The organism is Nocardioides sp. NPDC047086 (genome assembly GCF_040643685.1).
In the GTDB taxonomy this organism is placed as follows: Bacteria; Actinomycetota; Actinomycetes; order Propionibacteriales; family Nocardioidaceae; genus Nocardioides.
This window is the reverse complement of record NZ_JBEYUV010000043.1, coordinates 1-20,249: the sequence shown is the minus strand read 5'-3', so window position 1 is coordinate 20,249 and position 20,249 is coordinate 1. Positions and strand designations below refer to the sequence as shown.

Annotated in this window: 17 protein-coding genes; 8 read left to right on the top strand and 9 right to left on the bottom strand. The window is 69.9% G+C overall.

The genetic code is table 11. The annotated features are described in order from the left end of the window. Positions 1-21: 21 nt before the first annotated feature. The gene (locus ABZ796_RS23945) at positions 22-1,020 is read right to left on the bottom strand and encodes an endonuclease/exonuclease/phosphatase family protein (protein ID WP_357340334.1); all 999 of its coding nucleotides are present in this window, start codon (positions 1,018-1,020) and stop codon (positions 22-24) included. Between the two features lie 100 nt (positions 1,021-1,120). On the opposite strand from ABZ796_RS23945, the gene ABZ796_RS23940 reads away from it, so the two are divergent. The 3 genes from ABZ796_RS23940 to ABZ796_RS23930 all read left to right on the top strand — a co-directional run bounded on the left by ABZ796_RS23940 (position 1,121) and on the right by ABZ796_RS23930 (position 7,071). Then, the gene (locus ABZ796_RS23940; RefSeq protein WP_357340332.1) at positions 1,121-1,849 is read left to right on the top strand and encodes a TIGR03936 family radical SAM-associated protein; all 729 of its coding nucleotides are present in this window, start codon (positions 1,121-1,123) and stop codon (positions 1,847-1,849) included. A 24-nt stretch (positions 1,850-1,873) separates the two neighbouring features. Next, positions 1,874-3,070, top strand: coding sequence for a winged helix DNA-binding domain-containing protein (locus ABZ796_RS23935; protein ID WP_357340330.1), 1,197 nt, complete (start codon positions 1,874-1,876; stop codon positions 3,068-3,070). Between the two features lie 410 nt (positions 3,071-3,480). Further along, positions 3,481-7,071, top strand: coding sequence for an Rne/Rng family ribonuclease (locus tag ABZ796_RS23930; RefSeq protein ID WP_357340328.1), 3,591 nt, complete (start codon positions 3,481-3,483; stop codon positions 7,069-7,071). Positions 7,072-7,203: 132 nt separating this feature from the next. Here ABZ796_RS23930 and ABZ796_RS23925 read toward each other — a convergent pair whose 3' ends face one another. The 6 genes from ABZ796_RS23925 to ABZ796_RS23900 form a co-directional block, all read right to left on the bottom strand. Continuing rightward, complete coding sequence (locus ABZ796_RS23925; protein WP_357340326.1) at positions 7,204-8,067, bottom strand: DUF559 domain-containing protein; 864 nt, start codon at positions 8,065-8,067, stop codon at positions 7,204-7,206. A 189-nt stretch (positions 8,068-8,256) separates the two neighbouring features. Beyond that, positions 8,257-9,732, bottom strand: coding sequence for a mannitol dehydrogenase family protein (locus tag ABZ796_RS23920; protein ID WP_357340325.1), 1,476 nt, complete (start codon positions 9,730-9,732; stop codon positions 8,257-8,259). Beyond that, positions 9,729-10,565, bottom strand: coding sequence for a carbohydrate ABC transporter permease (locus ABZ796_RS23915; RefSeq protein WP_357340323.1), 837 nt, complete (start codon positions 10,563-10,565; stop codon positions 9,729-9,731). Before ABZ796_RS23915 ends, ABZ796_RS23920 begins: the two co-directional genes overlap by 4 nt. Then, entirely contained in the window at positions 10,562-11,521 is a 960-nt protein-coding gene (locus ABZ796_RS23910) for a sugar ABC transporter permease (RefSeq protein WP_357340321.1), read from the bottom strand. Before ABZ796_RS23910 ends, ABZ796_RS23915 begins: the two co-directional genes overlap by 4 nt. Continuing rightward, entirely contained in the window at positions 11,521-12,765 is a 1,245-nt protein-coding gene (locus ABZ796_RS23905) for a sugar ABC transporter substrate-binding protein (protein ID WP_357340362.1), read from the bottom strand. Before ABZ796_RS23905 ends, ABZ796_RS23910 begins: the two co-directional genes overlap by 1 nt. Positions 12,766-13,006: 241 nt before the next feature. After that, complete coding sequence (locus tag ABZ796_RS23900; RefSeq protein ID WP_357340319.1) at positions 13,007-13,789, bottom strand: DeoR/GlpR family DNA-binding transcription regulator; 783 nt, start codon at positions 13,787-13,789, stop codon at positions 13,007-13,009. Between the two features lie 297 nt (positions 13,790-14,086). Between ABZ796_RS23900 and rplU the strand changes: the two genes are divergently transcribed. Continuing rightward, entirely contained in the window at positions 14,087-14,389 is a 303-nt protein-coding gene (rplU, locus tag ABZ796_RS23895; RefSeq protein WP_160024636.1) for a 50S ribosomal protein L21, read from the top strand. Positions 14,390-14,425: 36 nt separating this feature from the next. Next, on the top strand, positions 14,426-14,683 hold the full coding sequence (gene rpmA / locus ABZ796_RS23890; protein WP_008358497.1) for a 50S ribosomal protein L27: 258 nt from the start codon (positions 14,426-14,428) through the stop codon (positions 14,681-14,683). Between the two features lie 154 nt (positions 14,684-14,837). Here the strand turns inward: rpmA and ABZ796_RS23885 are convergent, their stop codons facing one another. Beyond that, positions 14,838-15,692 carry an LLM class flavin-dependent oxidoreductase gene (locus ABZ796_RS23885; protein ID WP_357340317.1) on the bottom strand — a complete coding sequence of 285 codons (855 nt, stop codon included), beginning with the start codon at positions 15,690-15,692 and terminating at the stop codon, positions 14,838-14,840. A 77-nt stretch (positions 15,693-15,769) separates the two neighbouring features. Between ABZ796_RS23885 and obgE the strand changes: the two genes are divergently transcribed. The 3 genes from obgE (at position 15,770) to ABZ796_RS23870 (ending at position 19,501) form a co-directional block, all read left to right on the top strand. After that, positions 15,770-17,320 carry a GTPase ObgE gene (obgE, locus tag ABZ796_RS23880; RefSeq protein ID WP_357340315.1) on the top strand — a complete coding sequence of 517 codons (1,551 nt, stop codon included), beginning with the start codon at positions 15,770-15,772 and terminating at the stop codon, positions 17,318-17,320. 97 nt (positions 17,321-17,417) lie between these two features. Further along, a complete protein-coding gene (gene proB, locus ABZ796_RS23875) occupies positions 17,418-18,530 on the top strand; it encodes a glutamate 5-kinase (RefSeq protein WP_357340313.1) in 1,113 nt (370 codons plus the stop codon). Next, positions 18,527-19,501, top strand: a complete 975-nt coding sequence (locus tag ABZ796_RS23870) for an endonuclease/exonuclease/phosphatase family protein (RefSeq protein ID WP_357340311.1) — start codon at positions 18,527-18,529, stop codon at positions 19,499-19,501. Before proB ends, ABZ796_RS23870 begins: the two co-directional genes overlap by 4 nt. 12 nt (positions 19,502-19,513) lie before the next feature. Here the strand turns inward: ABZ796_RS23870 and ABZ796_RS23865 are convergent, their stop codons facing one another. After that, positions 19,514-20,053 (bottom strand): GNAT family N-acetyltransferase, encoded by a 540-nt coding sequence (locus ABZ796_RS23865; protein WP_357340310.1) that lies wholly within the window; start codon positions 20,051-20,053, stop codon positions 19,514-19,516. Positions 20,054-20,249 lie beyond the last annotated feature (196 nt).

The following is a 20,249-nucleotide window of genomic DNA, read 5'->3' as shown; positions in this document are numbered from 1 at the left end:
CGGGGTACGACGGGGAGCGACTCAGCAGTCCGCGGCGCCGCGCATCGAGAAGTCGATGCTGACGGCGTGGTGGTCGGAGAGGCCGGTCGGGGTGACGTTGCCGTCGCCGGCGGCGAGCCAGGAGTTGGGGAGCAGGTAGTCGACACGACCGCCGCCGTCGTGGCTGGCGCCCAACGCGGCACCGGCGTCGGACAGCGTGGCCAGGGCGGTGCCGAGGACGCCGGAGCCGTCACCGGCGTTGAGGTCGCCGCCGAGGAGCTTGGCTCCGTCGTAGGCGCTGACCTTGGCCATGACCGCGCCGATCTGGGACTGTCGCAGCGAGTCGGAGGTGTGGTCGAGGTGGGTGTTGAAGACGACCAGGCGCTGGCCCTCGACGATGACGTTGGCCCGCAGTACGCCGCGCTGCTCCTTGCCGTCACGGTTGGGCAGGTGGGTGTTGTCGTAGCCGTCGATCGGGAAGCGCGACAGGATCGCGGTGCCGTAGCCACCGCGGTCGGTGATGTAGTCGTTGGCGCCGAAGACGGACTGCATCCCCAGGTGCGAGGCGATGATCGCCGCCTGGTCCACGTTGCCGGAGCGGCGGCGGTTCTGGTCGACCTCCTGGAGGAGTACGACGTCGGCGCCGGAGGCCCTGATCACGCTCGCGATACCGCCGAGCTCGCCGGGGGAAACCCGGCCACCCTTGATGTTGAAGGTCATCACGGTGAGGTTGCGCGGAACCGCGCACGGGTCGATCTTCGGCTTCTTCGGGGCCTTGTCGATCGCCGGCGGCGCCTCGAGCGTCTTGAACTTCGGTAGCGGCTCCGACGGCGCCGAGGCGGAGGCGGAGGCCGACGGACTGGTCGCGCCGGGTTCGGGGCTCGGCGAGGAGGAGGCGTCCGCCGAGGCCTGCCTGGAGTCGCTCAGCCTGGGGGCGAGGACGGTCAGAGCGGCGATGGCGCCGACCGTGAGGACCACCGCGAAGATCGGCAGCAGCTCTTGGAGGCGTACCGAGAACTTCCTGCTTCTGTGGTGGCTCACCGCGCGAGTCTCCCATTTTTCGTAGGCAAGTCGTTACATTCCGTTGGCTTCCCATTCGCCGGATGGGTCATCCTGCCCCAGGACCGACATAATCGACCTCGTGCGTCAACAGCCCGAACAGCAGGCCCCTCCGGTCCAGCGTCTCCGCATCCGTTACGCGAAGCGCGGCCGGCTCCGGTTCACCAGCCACCGCGACTTCAGCCGCGCCTTCGAGCGCGCGGTCGCGCGCGCCCGGATCCCGGTGGCCTACTCCTCGGGCTTCAACCCGCACCCGCGGATCTCCTACGCCGGTGCGGCGCCGACCGGCGCGGCGAGCGAGGCCGAGTACGTCGAGCTGGGCCTGCGCGAGACGGTCGACCCGGCCGCGACCAAGGCTGCTCTGGACGAGGTCATGCCAGATGGCCTCGACCTGCTCGATGTGGTGGACACCGCCACCTCGCCCAAGGGGGCGCTGGCCGATCTGCTCACCGGCAGCGAGTGGATCATCGACCTCCCGACGGCGCCGGAGGAGGCCGCTGCGGCGGTCGAGGCGTTCCTCGGCGCCGAGGAGGTCATCGTGTCCCGGATGACCAAGAAGGGCCTGCGTGAGTTCGATGCCCGAGGCGCGGTCGTACGCCTCGCCTCGGCGCCCCGCGAGGGCGGCTCCCGGCTGGAGCTCCTGCTCAAGCACGGCACCCCGACCGTACGTCCCGACGATGTCGTCACCGGTCTGGAGCGCATCGGTGGTCTGAAGGTGGGTCCCGAGCACGGTGGGCTGCCGCTGCTGACCCGGCTCAGCCAAGGCGTCTTCGACGAGGATTCCGGCACGATCGGCGACCCGCTCCACTAACGTGCGGCTGATGAGGCTCTGCCGATGAGAACGGTCACCGATCGCGAGCGTCGGGCCAGGCTGGCCCGCGGACACGGGCTCGCCCCCGCCCACAGGTACGCCGACGTGGCCGCCGCGACGCAGGCGATGACCGCCTGGCATGCGACCGAGGCCGCCACCGTCCACCTCGCGCTGCACGCGCGTGTCCACGATCTCCGGATCGAGGACGTGGAACGGGCGCTCTACGAGGAGCGCTCGCTGGTCAAGCAGCTGGCGATGCGGCGTACGCTCTTCGCCTTCCCGCGCGAGCTGGTCCCGGCGGCCTGGGGCAGCGCCTCGGCCCGGGTGGCGGCCGGGGAGGAGAAGAACCTTCACAAGTGGCTGACCGCGGGCGGCATCGACGAGGACCAGGACGGCTGGATCGAGAAGGCGTACACGGCAACACTGGGGGCGCTGGCCGACGGCGAGCCACGGACGACCACCCAACTGCGGGAGCTGGTGCCGGAGCTCGATGTCCGGTTCCGGATGGGCGCGCCGGACAAGAAGTGGGGCGGTGAGTTCGCGATCGGGCGCTGGGTGATCGGCACCCTCGCCGCGCAGGGACGCCTGATGCGGGCGAACAACCTCGGCCACTGGCGGCTGAACAAGCCGGCCTGGACGCTCACCGAGTCGTGGCTCGGCGAGGTGCCGGATCCGCTTCCCGCCGCGGAGGGGTACGCAGCCCTCGTCCGCCGTTGGTTGGGCACCTTCGGCCCGGGCACCGAGGCCGACCTGGTCTGGTGGCTCGGATCCACCAAGTCGGCGGTGCGGTCCGCGCTCGCCGCGGTCGGTGCCGTGGAGATCGGGCTCGAGGGCGGCGGCACCGGCTGGGTGCTCCCGGACGACCCGATCACCACCTCGCTGGAGCCCGAGATCGAGCCCTGGGCCGCGCTGCTGCCCACCCTCGACCCCACCGTGATGGGCTGGAAGGAACGCGGGTTCTACCTGGATGCCGAGGACGTGGCGTACCTCTTCGACTCCAACGGCAACGCCGGCAACACCGCCTGGTGGGACGGCCGGATCGTGGGGGCCTGGGCGCAGGACGAGGAGGGCCGGGTGCACCCGATCGTGCGCCACGACATCGGTGAGGACGGGCGCAGCGCCCTGGCGGCCGAGGCCGCGCGGCTCACAGAGTGGCTCGACGGAGTGGTGATCGTGAACGTCTACAAGACTCGCCAGATGAAGGAAGCCAAGCTTCCCTGAGTTTCGTTGGTGTCCGGATATCGGTCTGTTGACAGGGTGTATGCGATACTCCGAGACGACTGCTCAAACAATCGGGCCCGGCCCGAGGAATGGACAGTCCGACGACGCCTCGCCGGCGTGGGTCCTTCGGGGCCGTACTCCGGCACACAGGAGGTAGGGCGTCACCAGACCGCGACGCAGGCCTAGCAGGTCAGTGAGAGCGACTCGCCCGGGAAGGTCCCGGACGGCCGAGCGACCGCGGCAGGTGACGAACCGCTGCTTGTGACGCACCGCTGCGGAGGATGCCGCCGCCCTGACAAGCTTTGCGCCGCGACGCGGCTGCTACGTGGAAAAGTTCGATACTGCGCAGCGCCCGTTTCCCGGCACCTGACTATCCGGCACCTGTGAAGGTCCTGGATGAGGAGAACGGCATGGCCGACGAGACCACTGTCGAGAACACCGAGAACGGCGCTGAAACGGCGCAGGCTCCGGTGACCGACGCCCCCACGACCGACGCGGAAGCGACCGTCGAGAGCACTCCCGCGAAGAAGACCGCGGCGAAGAAGACCACGCGCAAGCGCACCACCAAGAAGGCCGCCGCCGCGGCCCCGGCCGAGGCTGTCGAGGCCCCCGCCGCCGAGACCGCCGAGGCTGCTGAGGCCGCCGAGGCCCCCGCCAAGAAGACGGCGGCGAAGAAGACGACCCGGAAGCGTACGACCAAGAAGGCTGCCGCCGCGGCGCCGGCCGAGGTCGAGACCACCGAGGTCCCCGCGGTTGCCGAGGCCGCCGCGCCGGAGGGCGAGACCCCCGAGACTCCCGCCGAGACCGTCGAGGCTCCGGCCAAGAAGACGGCGGCGAAGAAGACCGCCGCCAAGAGGACCACCGCGAAGAAGGCGGCTGCCAAGAAGGCGGCCGCTCCGGTGGAGCCCGTCGAGACCCCCGCCGAGAAGGTCATCGACGAGACTGACGAAGAGACCGAGGCCGAGCAGGCCGGTCCGGTGGCTCCCGCGGTGCTGTTCCAGGCGCCGACCAAGACCACCACCCGCCGGCGTACGCGCAAGACGGCCGACCCGAAGCCCGTCGAGGCCGCTGTCGAGACGCCCGCAGAGGACGAGCCGCAGGCCGCGGAGACCACCGTCGAGCCCGCTGTTGAGCCCGCCGTCGAGGCGGCGAAGGAGGAGGCCCCGACCCGGACCCGCAGGCGCAACGCGCGCAGTGCCGCCCCGGTCGAGGAGAAGGCCGCCGGCGAGGAGCAGCCCGAGGCCACCGACACCGAGTCCGAGACCGATTCCGGCAACGAGTCCGACGAGGGCTCGGCCGACGACGGTGAGGGTGGCGGCAACGGCCGTCGTCGTCGCCGCCGTGGCGGCCGTCGCCGGCGCAAGGGTGCCAACGGCGACGCCGACGGCTCCGAGGCGTCCGACGCCGAGGACAAGTCGGAGGACGCCGAGACCGACAGCGACGAGGCAGGCAAGGACGCCGACGCCGAGCAGGGCGAGGGCGGCAGCTCCTCGCGCCGTCGCCGTCGCCGCCGCCGGGCGGGCGAGGCCTCCGGAGACGCCGGGGACGACCCGGAGAACACCGTCACCAAGGTCCGCCAGAGCCGCACCGGCGACGACCAGATCACCGCGCTGTCCGGCTCGACCCGCCTGGAGGCCAAGAAGCAGCGCCGCCGCGAGGGCCGCGAGGCAGGCCGTCGTCGTGCCCCGATCGTGAGCGAGGCCGAGTTCCTCGCCCGCCGCGAGTCGGTCGAGCGCGTCATGGTCATCCGCGAGCGTGAGGACCTCACCCAGATCGCCGTGCTCGAGGACAAGGTCCTCGTCGAGCACTACGTCGCCCGCGAGTCCCAGACCAGCCTGATCGGCAACGTCTACCTGGGCCGCGTCCAGAACGTGCTGCCGAGCATGGAGGCCGCGTTCATCGACATCGGCAAGGGCCGCAACGCGGTCCTCTACGCCGGTGAGGTCAACTGGGCCTCGCTCGGCTGGAAGGAGGGCCAGCCCCGCAAGATCGAGTCGGTGCTGACCTCCGGCCAGAAGGTGCTCGTCCAGGTGACGAAGGACCCGATCGGCCACAAGGGCGCCCGCCTGACCTCGCAGATCTCGCTGGCCGGCCGCTTCCTGGTCTACGTGCCCGACGGCACCACCTCCGGCATCTCCCGCAAGCTGCCCGACACCGAGCGCAACCGTCTCAAGAGCCTCCTCAAGGAGATCGTCCCCGACACGGCCGGCGTGATCGTACGCACCGCCGCCGAGGGTGCCGCCGAGGACGAGCTCACGCGTGACGTCGAGCGGCTCAAGGCGCGCTGGGAGGACATCGAGAAGAAGGCCAACGGCAACGCCCCGCAGCTGCTCTACGGCGAGCCCGACCTGACCCTCAAGGTCGTCCGCGACCTGTTCACCGAGGACTTCGCCAAGCTGGTCATCTCCGGCGACTCGTCGTGGGAGACCGTCAAGGACTACGTCCAGTCGGTGGCCCCCGATCTCGAGGAGCGCGTGGAGAAGTACGACGGGGAGGCCGACGCCTTCGCCGCGTACCGCATCGACGAGCAGATCGCGAAGGGCCTGGACCGCAAGGTCTGGCTGCCCTCCGGTGGCTCGCTGATCATCGACCGCACCGAGGCGATGACCGTCGTCGACGTCAACACCGGCAAGTTCACCGGCTCCGGGGGCAACCTGGAGGAGACGGTCACCAAGAACAACCTCGAGGCCGCCGAGGAGATCGTGCGCCAGCTCCGGCTGCGCGACATCGGCGGCATCATCGTCGTCGACTTCATCGACATGGTCCTGGAGTCCAACCGTGACCTGGTGCTGCGTCGCCTGGTCGAGTGCCTGGGCCGCGACCGTACGCGTCACCAGGTCGCCGAGGTCACCTCGCTCGGCCTGGTGCAGATGACCCGTAAGCGGATCGGCACCGGCCTGCTCGAGGCGTTCTCCGAGACCTGCGACGCCTGTGGCGGCCGCGGCCTGGTGATCCACGAGCACCCCGTCGAGGCCGGCAAGTCCTCGGGCGTCGCCCCTGACGAGCCGCGTTCGCGTCGTCGTGGCGGTCGCGGTGGTCGCGGCAAGGGCAAGGACGAGGTCGGCACCGAGCACCGCGCCGAGCCCGTCGAGGAGTCCGCCAAGACCCCCACGCCTGCCGAGTTCGCCGCCATGGCCGGACAGAGCGAGACGAGCGAGGCAGCGCCCGCGCGCAGCGCGGAGCAGGCCGACGAGCCGGCTGCTGAGGTCGTCGAGCCCGTCGCGACGCCCGCCGAGCCTGCCGAGGCGCCCAAGGTCACGACCCGCACGCGGTCACGTCGCTCCAAGGCGTCGGCCCCGGTGGCCGAGCCGGTCGAGACCCCCGCCGAGCCCACGGTCGCCGAGCCCAAGGCCGCCGAGCCCAAGGCCGCCGAGCCCAAGGCCGCCGAGCCCGTCGAGTCCGCCTCCGAGGCGGCGCCGGTCGAGGCTCCGAAGGTCACGACCCGTACGCGGTCGCGTCGGTCCAAGGCGTCGGCCCCGGTGGCTGAGCCGGTCGAGACCCCCGCCGATACCCCGGCCGAGACCGCGGTCAGTGAGACTCCGGTCGTCGAGACTCCGGCCGAGCCGGAGGCTCCGAAGGTCACCACGCGTACGCGTACCCGTCGGTCCGGCACGACCGGCCGTCCGGTCCTAGCCGCCGTCGTCGGCAGCTCGACCGAGTCGAAGCCGGAGCCGGCAGCGACCGAGCCGGCCGCCGCGGCGGAGCCCGCTCCCGTGGCCCCGGCCGTCGAGCCCGAGGTGGCCGAGCCCGAGGCGATTGAGCCGGAGGCGACCGAGCCGGTTGCAGCCGAGCCGGTCGACTCCAAGCCCAAGGTGGTCACCCGGCAGCGCCGCGGCGCCCGCCGCGAGGTCGTGAGCACCGGTGAGGGCGCAGTGATGACCGCGACCAAGTCGGAGGCGCCGACCGTCAGCAACGGCACCGCGTCGACCCCGGCACCGAAGGTCGTGACCCGCACCCGCGGTGGCGCCAGCCGCGACACCACGTCGTCGGACGACAGCTGACCCACGCCACGAAGCCCCGGCTACCGCACCGCGGTAGCCGGGGCTTCGCCGTCCTCGCCGAGAAGCCAGAAGTGGTGGCCGAGATCTGAGTTCTGGCGGACGAAAGACGGAGTCTTGGACCGATGAGAAGGTTCACGCTGCGGGATCGGTGGAAAACGGCTGGCTTGTCGGTCCGGGCTGACGCCCGAGGCGTTCGACGACTCGTTCGACCTGGCGGCGTACGTAGTCAGGCCGCTGCATCACGTCCTCCCAGACGAAACGGAGAACGGTCCAGCCCAGGGCGACCAGGTCGGTGTAGCGGCGGACGTCGCGCCGGAACGGCTCCTCGCCGGAGTGGTAGGCCCAGGATTCGCACTCGATGAGAAGCTTCAGGCGCGCGTCGACCAGGTCGCCGTACTGCTCCGCACCTGATTCGCTGAATCCCAGGTCGCCTTGGGGGTCGACGGAGAGACCTGCGATCGGGAGCACGATAGCTCTGGTCGCCCACTCGAACGCGTTCGCCGCTCGCCGGTCGGCGGCGGCGATCACATCGAAGGCGCGCCGACGTCCGGTGCGGGGCAGGGCCTCGACTGCGGCGACCAGATCCTCACGGGTCAGCCCGGTGACCAGCCCGTCGCGCAGCGCCGAGTCGGCGATGCACAGCGCCTCGTCGAAGGGAAGGTCACGAGCGCAATCGACCACCGTCTGCGCCCGCGACGTGATGGCTCCGGTCGAGCCTGCGCCGCCGGGCAGATCCCGACGGCGTACGACCACACCTGGTCGCGCCTTGCGCGAGCTGTTGCGCGGCACGGTCACCTCGATCTTCGTGGGCTCGTGCTTCAGCGACCAACCCCACACGCGCGCGGCGCTGAGCCCGGAGACGACTCCACCGATTGCGAGTGCCGCCGACTTGTCTTCGGGGAGCCCGGGAAGTGAGACGCGAGCGCCGGTGAGCGCGACGGCCTTCCCGGCATACAGAGCAGCGTCGAGTTCGTCGCGGAGCCCCAGGTCGAGCAACTCCTTTCGGGTGGTGGCCCCGCCGCGTACGCGGAGGACGTCTGTCAGAGAGGGCGCGGCGCACACAGTTCACCTCGAGGTTCGACGTCTGGCCAGGTCGGCTGTCCGAATGGGATCAACCTGGTGCATCGATGCACACGGTTCAACCTCATATCTCCGCCGACTCGCCCAGAACGAACGAACCGTGTGTCAGACCTCCCAGGACTCAAGAGTCTTCCGCGCCCCGACCGCGTGCAGCGACGCCAGCGCCTCGGCGTACGGCCCGGTGAACTCAGGGGTGTCGACGAGGTCGCCGAAGAGGTCCGGGTCGCGGAGGAAGGCGAGCGGGTCCTCGCGCTGCGCGATCGCGCGGGCGGTCACGTCGGCCCGGCGCCGGTCCACGATGTCGATCGGCGCGCCCTGCTCGTCGACGCCCTCGGCGTAACGGGCCCAAGAGGCGACGACCAGCGCAGATCGACGCACCGAGCCACCACGACCCAGTTGAGCGGTGATGACCGGCACCAGCCACTTGGGGATCCGGTCGGAGCTCTCCGCGCACAGCCGCGCCAGGGTGTCGCGGATGTAGGGGTTGGCGAACCGGGAGATCAGCTCCCGCTGATAACCCGGCAGGTCGACCCCGGGGACCTGCGGCAGGGTCGGTGCGCCCTCCTGCGACATGTAGCCGAGCAGGAAGTCGACGAACAGCGGGTCCGTGCAGACCTCGTGGGCGTAGCGGTAGCCGGACAGATAGCCGAGGTAGCACAGCGCCTGGTGGCTGGCGTTGAGGAGCCGAAGCTTCATCAGCTCGTACGGCTCGACATCAGGCACCATCTCGACACCCGCCTGCTCGAACGGTGGCCGTCCCTGCGGGAAGCGGTCCTCGAGCACCCACTGGGAGAACGGCTCGCTGACCACCGGCCAGGCATCGCCGATCCCGAACCGCCAGCCGACCTCCTCGACGTCGGCGTCGGTGGTGGCCGGGGTGATCCGGTCCACCATCGAGCTCGGGAAGGCCACCTCGGACCCGATCCAGTCACCCAGATCCGGGTCGCGCAGGGACGCGAACGCCGACAGCATCGCGCGGGCGACCTCGCCGTTGCCGGCGATGTTGTCGCACGACATGACCGTGAACGGTGCCACCCCGGCGGCTCGACGGCGAGCCAGCGCCTCCACGACGTAGCCGAACGCCGTCGAGGGCACCGCACCCGGCCGCAGGTCCTCCTGGATCGCGGGGTCGGAGGCGTCGAAGCCGCCGGTCGCCTGGTTGACGTGGTAGCCGCCCTCGGTGATGGTCAGCGACACGATCCGGATCCGCGGGTCGGTGAGCAGCGCCAGCACGTCCTCGGGGGAGTCGGGGGCGAAGAGGTAGTCGATGATCGAGCCGATCACCCGCCCCTTCACGCCGCCGTCCGGTGCCCGCTCGACGAGCGTGTAGAGATGGTCCTGCGCGGCGAGAGCATCCCGCATGCGTACGTCCTGGGGCATCAGCCCCACCCCGACGATGCCCCAGTCGGTGATGCCCGTGGCGAGCAGGTCGTCGACATAGCGCGCCTGGTGGGCGCGGTGGAAGCCACCGACCCCGAGATGCACGATCCCGGGGGTGACGGCGGAGCGGTCGTAGGCCGGTACGGCAACGGACGCGGAGAGCTCGCCGAGCCGAGCGGTCGTGAGTCGTGGGTAGGTCACTTGACCGCCCCGAGGGAGAGTCCCTGCACCAGCTTGTCCTGAGCGGCGAACCCGGCGATGAGCACGGGCAGCGAGATCAGCGTCGCCCCGGCGGCCAGCTCGGCGAGGTAGGCGTGCTCGGTCTGGATCAGCGTGTTCACGAAGACCGGTCCGGTCTGCGCGGCGACCGACGTCAGCACCTTGGCGTAGAGCTGCTCGTTCCACGCGAAGATGAAGCAGATCAGCGAGGTGGCCGCGACGCCGGGCATCGAGATCGGCGCCACGATGCGGGTCAGGATCCTGAGCGTCGACGCGCCGTCGATCGAGGCCGCCTCGATGATCGCGGGCGGCACCTCGGCCAGGAACGAGCGCATCATCCAGACCGCGATCGGCAGGTTCATCGCGGTGTAGAGCAGGATCAGGACGATCACGTTGTCAGGCATGTTGATGACCTGGGTCGTGAAGAGGTAGATCGGCAGGATCCCCGCGACCATCGGCAGCATCTTCGTCGACAGGAAGAAGAACATCGCGTCCGACCACTTCTTCACCGGCTTGATCGCCAGGGCGTACGCCGCCGGGATGGCCAGGGCGAGCACGAGCAGGGTCGAGATCACGCTGGTGATCACGGAGTTGATCAGCGCCGGGGTGATCGGGTTCGCGGAGGTGAACAGGCTGCTGTAGTTCTCCAGCGTCAGCGGTGCGCCCCAGCTGGGCGGGTAGGTCTGGGCGTCCTGGGGTGCGTGCAGCGAGGTCAGGACCATGTAGAGGATCGGGATCACGAAGATGATGCCGATCAGCCATGCTGCGATCGGGATGACGATCTTCGCCACCCGTTGCCGATTCCAATTTCTCATCGGCTTGCCTCCTCGTCGGTCAGCAGGGACGACACGACGCGCAGCGCGAAGGTCGCGATGATCAGTGAGCCGATGACCACGACGACGCCCAGTGCGGAGGCGACCCCGTAGTCCTTGGCCGAGTAGAACGTCTCGTAGACGGCGTAGGGGATGTTGGTGGAGTTCAGCCCACCGGTCATGCCCAGGACCGAGTCGAAGTTCTGGACGATGAAGATCGTGCCGAGCACGATCGAGAGCTCGAGATAGCGGCGTACGTGGGGGAGCGTCATGTGCACGAACGTCTGCCACCCGTTGCAGCCGTCGATGCTCGCCGCCTCCAGCACCTCGGGATCCTGCGACTGCAGGCCGGCGAGCAGGATCAGCATCATGAACGGCGTCCACTGCCAGATCAGTTCGATCTCGATGGCGAGCTTGGGATGGTCGGTGAGAAAGGCGATGTCCTGGGCGCCGGGCACGCCGAGCTGACCGAGCACACCGTCGACCAGGCCGAACCCGGTCATCAGGATGCCGTTCCCCCAGAAGACCGCGGCCGCGATCGGCACGATCAGGAACGGCGCGATCATCATCGTGCGCACCAGGCCACGGCCGATGAAGGCGTGGTTGAGCAGCAGCGCGATCCCGAGGGCGAGCACGGCGCTGACCCCGACGACGACCACGGTCATCTCGATGGTGTTCAGGACGGCCGTACGGTAGGCCGGCGTGGTGAACACGGTCTTGAAGTTGTCGAGGCCGGCGAAGCTGCGTCCTTCCGCGTCCGGCTGGGCGCTCCAGTTCATGAACGACATCACCAGCGTCGCCACGAACGGCAGCTGGGTCACCACGATCAGGAAGACCAGCGCGGGCAGCAGCGGCGCACGCAGCTTCCACGACTCCCGGCCCCATTTCTTGTACGCCGCGGGCGGCCGGGTCGCCGCCGGCTCGGTTCTTGTTCGTGGTGGTGCGGTCACGGAGGCCATCACTGCTTCTCCTTCTGGACGTCGCCGTACGCCTGGGCGAGCGACTGACAGCGGTCGAGTGCCGCGTCGGTGGTCTTCGAGCCCGAGATGGCGCTGCTGAGCTGTTTGGCGCACTCGGTGCCGAAGTCGGTGAAGCTCGGGACCCCGACGAACTGGATGCCGTTGTAGGGCCGCTTCTGGACGCCGGGGTTGTCGGCCTGGGCGTTCTTGATCGCGTTCATGGTCGGGGTCGCGAAGGAGCCGGCGACCTCGAGGTACTCGGGGTTCTCATAGGTCGAGGCCCGCTTGCCGGCGGGCACGTTGGTCGGCCCGCCGGTGTCGTGCTCGGTGTCGGCCATCACCAGCTGCTCGTACTCCTTGCTGGAGGCCCAGGCGACGAACTCCTTGGCGTCCTCCTGGTGCCGGGACGCCTTCTGGATCGCCCACGCCCAGGTGTAGAGCCAGCCTGCGTTCTCGGTCTGGTCGTGCGGGGCGGCGACGTAGCCGACCTTGCCCTTGACCGGCGAGTCGGCCGCCTCGAGCGGCCCGGCACCGGAGGTGGCGTCGTACCACATCGCCACCTTGCCCTGCTGCATGGCGTTGAGGCACTGCGGGAAGCTGAAGGTCGCAGCACCGGCCTCGCCGTGCTCGTGGACCAGGTCGACGTAGAAGTTCGCGGCCTTCTTGAAACCGCCCTTGTCGACCTGGGCGTTCCAGCCCTCGTCGAACCAGGTGCCGCCCATGGTGTTGACCACGGTGGTGATCGAGGCGAGGTTGTCGCCCCAGCCGGCCAGGCCACGCAGGCAGATGCCGCGCATGTCGGCCTCGGCCTCGTCGATCTCGGCCGCGAAGCCGGCGACCTGCTCCCAGGTCGGGTTGGCCGGCATCTCGATGCCGTGCTTCTCGAACAGGTCCTTGCGGTACATCAGGAAGGAGGACTCGCCGTAGAACGGCTGGCCATAGACCTTGCCTCCCGCCGAGAGCGCCTCGGTCATCGGCGGCAGGATGTCGTCCTGGTCGAACTCGGGGTCGTTCGCGATGCTCTCCATGTCCGAGATCCAGCCGGCCTCGGCGTAGTAGGGGATCTCGAAGTTGGACAGCGTCGCCACGTCGTAGATCCCGGACTGGTTGGCGAACTCGGTGCTCGCGGTGTCGCGCATGTCCTGCTCGACCTTGACCACGAAGTTGACCTCGATCCCGGTCTCCTCGGTGAAATGCTCAGCGGTGAGCTCCTGGAGCTCGAGCATCTGGGGGTTGTTCACCATCAGCACCGTGATGCTGTGCTCACCCGCGCTCGTCCCGCCGGCTCCCAGGCCGCCGGTCCCACATGCCGTCAACATCACCGTCGTCAGTGATAGCGCTGTCAGCGCTGCGGAGGTCCGTCTCCGTGCCCGCATCGATCTGCCTCCTCGCAGTGTGACTGTCGTCACCGACCACGATGGCGTAATTCGGCCCGGACCCCCTAGCCCGGTCGATGCGCCCGGAACGCCCGGTTGCTGCCCGTTCTCAGGCCCGAATGACCCTAGGTCCGAGTGCCGAGAACCGGCGGGCCTCACTGGCCGGGAGCTCGGTGCCGGTGATGAGCAGCTCGAAGTCGCGTACGCCGGCGAAACGGCACAGGCTGGAGGCCCCGAACTTGGTGTGGGCGCCGAAGAAGACCCGCCGCCTGGAGCGCTCGATGGCGGCCCTCTTGACCGCGGCCACCGACGGGTCCTGGGTGGTCAGGCCCTGCTCGCGCGAGATCCCGTTGGCGCCGATGTAGGCCAGGTCGATCACCAGGTCGGCCAGCATCCGGGTCGCCCACTGGTCCACGACGCCCCGGGTGATGGTGCGGACGCGCCCGCCCAGCACGATCACGGTGAGCTCCGGATCCGCGGAGAGGCGGGTGGCCACTGGGAGCGAGGGCGTGATGATCGTCGCCGGTCCCTGGCCGAAGAGCTCCTCGGCCAGGAACTGCGGCATGGTGCCCTCGTCGATGTAGATCGTCTCGGCACCGTGCCGGTGCTGCAGGGCGGCCCGGGCGATCCGGTGCTTCTCGTCGACGTCGCGGCCGGCCCGGAACTCGAGCGAGGTCTCGAAGCTGCCGCTCTCCAGGGCGACCGCGCCGCCGTAGACCCGCTCGACGACGCCGCGGTCGGCGAGCACCTTGAGGTCGCGCCGGATCGTCTCGACGCTCACCCCGAGCTCGGGTGCGAGGTCGGTCACCGACACCCGGCCGGTCGTACGTGCGCGGGCCAGGATCTGCTCCTGCCGGGACTCGTTCGCGAGCGACGGTTCGGTCGACGTCATGGCGTCATCATGCCCGGAATCGTGCCCGGTTCGTAGGGGTGCGGCCGAACCGGGCGCCCGGTTGGCATGATCGGGGCGTTCTGGTGCACCATGTCACCGGCACCCTCTGGTGACACTGTCGGGCGGACGGTGCCGCGGCGTTTTGCGGCTACCCCGCCGCGTACGTAAGATTGAATCTCGGCGTGCGCAGTGCGCCGTTCCTGCAGGCATCTGCTGGCACCTATCGCTTCGGGGTCCGGTCTGCCTTGCCGCGGGTCGACACAAGACTTTGAGTTCGGAGCAATGAAGGAGACCGCGGTGTACGCGATCGTGAAGGCTGGCAGCAAGCAGCAGAAGGTCGTTGTCGGCGACGTCATCGAGATCGACCGCCTCGACGGCGAGAACGGCTCGGCCGTCTCGCTGCCCGTGGTCCTCCTGGTCGACGGCGAGAACGTGACCTCGACCGGCCTCGACAAGGCTTCGGTTGCGGCTGAGATCGTCGGTGCCTCCAAGGGCCCGAAGATCATCATCCAGAAGTACAAGAACAAGACCGGCTACAAGAAGCGCCAGGGTCACCGTCAGAAGTACACCCAGGTCAAGGTCACCGCGATCAACGCCTGATTCCGGCGTTCTAGAGATACTTGAAGGACTGAGAAGATGGCACACAAGAAGGGTGCAGCAAGCACCAAGAACGGTCGCGACTCCAACGCCCAGCGCCTCGGCGTCAAGCGCTTCGGTGGTCAGCTCGTCAACGCCGGCGAGATCATCGTCCGCCAGCGTGGCACCCACTTCCACCCCGGCACCAACGTCGGCCGTGGCGGCGACGACACCCTGTTCGCCCTGCAGCCGGGCGCGGTCGAGTTCGGCAAGCGCCGCGGCCGCCGGGTGATCAACATCGTCCCGGGCGACGCCTGAGCAACGCTTTCGAAGGGCCCTCTCCGATTCGGAGAGGGCCCTTCGGCGTTTCGGGTGGGGGTGGCGGTTCGTCTAGGTATGCAGCCGAACACTCACTTCCCACGTGGAACTCCACCCGGGAAGTGGCGGTTGGGCTGCATACCTAGACGAACATTCAGACGTACGCCGCACGAGCAGCGATCGCCTCGAAGGTGTCCCACGGGACCTCCCAGCGGGTCCCGGAGCGGGGCCAGTGGATCGCGATGTCGGTGATCCCGATCTCGGCGTAGGAGCCGGCGAGGTCCTCGAACGCATCGGCAGACTCGGTCCACGGCTCGTCGGTGAAGCCGGACATGAACAGCTTCGGCATCGCGTCGTAGTCACGACCGGCCTTCTCGCACTCCTCGCGAAGTCGTCCGAGCCGCTGGGCGACGAACTCCTTCGGGTCCTCGCCGTGCGGGTTGGCGATCCAGCCGTCACCGATCTCGGCCGCGAGCCGGATGCCGCGCGGGCCGTTGCCGGCCAGCCACAGCGGGGTGCGGGGCTGCTGCACCTGACCGGGGGAGACGGTGACCTCGTGGGTCTGCCAGTGCTCGCCCTCGATCGTCACCGGTGAGTCGCGCAGCAGCCGGTCGACGGTGCGGGTCCACTCCGCGAACCGGTCGGCGCGCTCGCGAGGCGTGAACGTCCGACCGAGCACGTCGCCGTCGGAGGTGTGGTCGTCGCCGCCCGCGCCGATGCCGATGGTGATGCGCCCGCCGGAGATCCGGTCGAGGCTGCGGATCGCGGCGGCGGTCGGGATCGGCGTACGGAAGTTCGGGGTGGTCACCAGCGTGCCGAGCCGGATCGTGGAGGTGAGGGCGGCCGCGGCGGCCATCGACGTGAACGCCTCCTCCCACGGGCTGTGCCCGCGCCAGGCCAGGTGGTCGTAGACCCACGCCGTCTCGAACCCGAGCTGCTCGGCCTGCACCCAGCGCTCGCCCATCGCCGGCCAGTCCTCGATCGGCCACATCACCGTTCCTACTCGCATGCGCACAGTCTGCACCCGAGGCCGCGGCACGTCGCGCGGATAGCAGGTGTAGAGCGTGCCGTCGGTAGGCTGGAGCCATGGCTGTACCCACCTTCGTCGACCGCGTCACCCTCCACGTCGAGGCCGGTCGCGGCGGACACGGGGTGGCGTCGGTGCACCGTGAGAAGTTCAAGCCGCTCGGCGGCCCCGACGGCGGCAACGGTGGTCCGGGCGGATCCATCATCCTGCGCGTCGACCCCGACGTGACCACCCTGATCGACTACCACCACAGTCCCAAGCGCAAGGCCCCCAATGGCGGCCAGGGCGCCGGTGACCACAAGAACGGCGCCCACGGCGAGGACATGGTGCTCTCCGTCCCCGACGGCACCGTGGTGACCGACATGAGCGGCAACGTCCTCGCCGACCTGGTCGGCCCGGGCTCCGAGCTGGTCATCGCCGAGGGCGGCCGTGGCGGGCTCGGCAACGCCGCGCTGGCCTCCTCCAAGCGCAAGGCTCCCGGCTTCGCGCTCCTCGGGGAGCCGGGCGAGGCGCGAGAGATCGGGCTGGAGCTCAAGGTCGTCGCCGACATCGGCCTGGTCGGGTTCCCGAGCGCGGGCAAGTCGTCCCTGATCGCGGCGATCTCGCGAGCCAGGCCGAAGATCGCCGACTACCCGTTCACCACGCTGGTGCCGAACCTCGGCGTCGTGAAGGGCGGCGAGATCACCTTCACCGTCGCCGACGTGCCGGGCCTGATCGAGGGCGCCGCCGACGGCCGCGGCCTCGGCCACGAGTTCCTGCGCCACATCGAGCGCTGCGCCGCGCTCGTCCACGTCATCGACACCGCGAGCATCGAGCCGGGCCGCAACCCGATCGATGACCTCGACGTCATCGAGAACGAGCTCTCCCGCCACGGCGGCCTCGAGGACCGGCCCCGCCTGGTCGCCCTGAACAAGGTCGACGTCCCCGACGGCCGTGAGATCGCAGAGATGACCATCGGCGAGTTCGAGAAGCGCGGGATGAAGGTCTTCGAGATCTCCGCGGCCTCCGGGGAGGGCACCCAGCAGCTGATCTACGCGATGGCTGAGTTGGTGGCTGCCTCCCGCAAGGACGTCCCCGTGGTCGCGCCGACCCGGATCGTGCTGCGCCCCGAGGGTGCGGAGGGCAAGAACGGCTTCACGGTCAAGGTGTCCAAGAACGGCGAATACCTCGTCCGCGGCCCGCAGCCCGAGCGCTGGGTGCGCCAGACCGACTTCGAGAACGAGGAGGCCGTCGGCTACCTCGCCGACCGTCTCAACCGGCTCGGCGTCGAGATGCGCCTGGTCGAGCTCGGGGCCCAGGAGGGCGACACCGTCATCATCGGTGACCCGGCCAACGCGGTCGTCTTCGACTTCCGCCCCTCGATCGAGACCGGCGCCGAGATGCTCGGCCGCCGCGGCGAGGACCAGCGCTTCTACGAGGAGCGCCCCGCTGCCGCCAGGCGACGCGAGATCGACGCCGGCATGGAGACCAAGGAAGAGTACGAGGCCCGCGCCGACGTCGCTCGCCGGCTGCGCGACGGGGCCGGCCCGGTGGCGTACGAGATCGGAGGCGAGGACGACCCCGACGCCGACTGGGCCGAGGACGACCCGTCGGTGGACTCGGAGCGGTAGCGCCCGCTCGACCAGCGGAAACGTGCGGCTCGACCGGCGTGGGCGCCGGTAGGATCCGGCGCAGCGGAGAGTGCAGGCTGACGTACGAGGGGGATCGGTGCAGCGCGAGGTCGTGACCGGGGCACGCCGGGTGGTGGTCAAGGTCGGGTCGTCGTCACTGACGACGGCCGCGGGAGGCATCGACCCCGACCGGGTCAGCGCGCTGGTCGACGTGCTCGCCAAGACCCGGGCCGCCGGCGCCGAGGTCGTGCTGGTCTCCTCAGGAGCGATCGCGGCCGGGCTGTCGCCGCTGGGCCTGGCCAAGCGTCCCAGGGCGCTGGCCAAGCAGCAGGCGGCGGCGAGCGTCGGGCAGGGGCTGCTCGTTCACCGCTACACCGACGAGCTCGCCCGGCACGGTATCATCGCCGGTCAGGTGCTGCTCACGGTCGATGACCTGAACCGGCGCGCGCACTACCGCAACGCCGACGCGACGCTGTCGAAGCTGCTCGACCTGGGCGTTCTTCCGATCGTCAACGAGAACGACACGGTGGCCACCTCCGAGATCCGGTTCGGCGACAACGACCGGCTCGCGGCGCTGGTGGCCCACCTGGTCAAGGCCGACCTGCTCGTGCTGCTCAGCGACGTCGACGCGCTCTACGACGCACCGCCGTCCCAGCCCGGCTCGCAGCGGATCGACGAGGTCGCCTCGCTGGACGACCTCGCCGGGGTGACCATCGGCAAGGCGGGTGCCGCCGGAGTGGGCACCGGGGGGATGGTGACCAAGCTGGAGGCCGCCCGGATCGCCGTCGACGACGGTGTTCCGGTCGTGCTGACCTCGGCGGCTCAGGCTCAGGCCGCGCTCGCGGGCGAGGCGGTCGGCACCCTGTTCCATGCCGTCGGCAAGCGGCGCCCGGCGCGACTGCTGTGGCTCCAGCACGCCACCGAGCCGGTCGGCTCGATCACCGTCGACGCCGGTGCGGTCACCGCGATCAGCAAGCGGGGCGCGTCGCTGCTGGCGGCGGGCGTCACCGGCTCCTCCGGGGCGTTCCATGCCGGTGACCCGGTCGACGTCCTCGACCCGTCGGGCGTGGCCGTCGCGCGCGGGCTGGTGAACTACGACGCCGACGAGATCCCGCGACTGGCCGGGCGCTCCTCCGGCTATCTCGAGGCCAACCTGGGGGCTGCGTACGCGCGGGAGGTCATCCACCGCGACGACCTGGTCGTCCTGTGAGCAGAGCCCGGTGGGTGCCGCTGGCGCTGGCGTGGGGAGTGCTGGTCGTCTGTGGCCTGCCCGCGTTGGCGATCACGTTCTCCCGCGCCCTGGCGAGCACGGACCTGCGGGCGGTGCGGATGGCCGCGTTCGCGCCCTTCGGCGTCGGGCTCTACGCCCTGTGCCTGATCGCGGTCCTGGTGCTGGTCTGGCTGGCCACCGGTCCAGGGCGGATGCGGCTCGCGGTCCTCGCCGGGGTCGTCGCGCTGCTGCTGGCCGTGCACGTGGCCTGGCAGGCACCGCTCTACGCCGGGTCCCGGGCGACCAGCGCCGGTGAGCCGTTGACCGTGATGACCACCAATCTCTTCGAGGGCAAGGGCGACACCGACGCCGTGGTCGAGGCGGTGCGCGCGCACAAGGTCAACGTGCTCGCCATCCAGGAGATCACCCCGGAGGCGTTCGTGAAGCTGTCGAAGACGCTGCGCGAGCAGCTGCCCTACCGGATCGGTGAGGCCGCCCCCGGCACCAAGGGCACGATGATCTTCGCCGACCAGCCGATCACCAAGTCGCGCCGGATCGCGACGTCGATGGGGTCGTGGGTCGCCGACGTGGGGGAGTGGCGGGTCGTCGTCGCCCATCCGGCGCCGCCCACGCTCGCATCGTGGCCGGCCGAGCAGGAGCTGATGATCGAGGAGGCGGCCGCGGAGAAGCCCGACCTCGTCCTGGGCGACCTGAACGCCTCGCTCGACCACCACACGGTCCGGCGGCTGCTCGACGCCGCAGAGGTGCAGGACGCGGCCCGGGCCAGCAACGCCGGATGGCAGCCCACCTGGCCGACCGAGGGGTTCGCCGGCGTACCTCTTCCGCCTTCGACCGCGATCGACCATGTGCTGATCGGGGACGCGCTGGTCGCGCTCGCGACTGAGACCGTCGAGGTGCCGGGCTCCGACCACCTGGCCCTGGTCGCCTACCTCGGTACTCCTGAGGAGTGAGGCGCCGCCGCGCTAGCCGGTCTCGAGCACGCCGAACCACTGCTCGGCGCCATAGGCCTCGAACCGTTCGACCTCGACGAACCCGAGCTTCCGGGCCAGGCGCAGGGAGCGTTCGTTGGCCACCTGGGTGGTGAGGACCACCGGCTCGCCAGGGAGCGTCCTCTCGATCCAGCCGAGAGCCGCCCGGGTCGCCTCGGTCGCGATGCCCCTGCCCCAGGTGGTCGGGAGAAACTCGTAGCCGATCTCGACCTCGTCGCCCTCCTCGCGTACGTGGTGCGCCCAGGCCCGATCGCGCCGCTGGACCGTGATCCTCCCGATGAACTCGCCGGCGTGCTCGACGGCGAAGATTCCGGGCCTGGTGTTCGGATCCTCCGGGATCAGCTGCTCCAGCTCTTCTCGGGTGTGCTGCGGTCCGCCGAGGAAGGCCTGCACGGTCTCGTCCGAGAGCAGCTCGGCCAGGCCTTTCCTGTCTGCTGTCTTCGTCTCGCGGAGAATCAGGCGGTCGGTGACGATCTGTTCTGGGGGCCAGGGGACGTCGCCGAGGGGTTTCATGGCCTTGGACCGTAGCTGAGGCTGTGGGGTTGGTCAGGGGATTCTGGTCGTACGTCGGGTTCTGCTGTTGCTTCGGTGGTCGAGCTTGTCGAGACCACCCAGCCCCGCTGGTCGAGCCGCCGGAGCCGCTAGGCGGAGGCGTGTCGAGACCAACACAGTTCCTCGGCTGATCGAGTCTGCCGAGAACTCCCTGCCG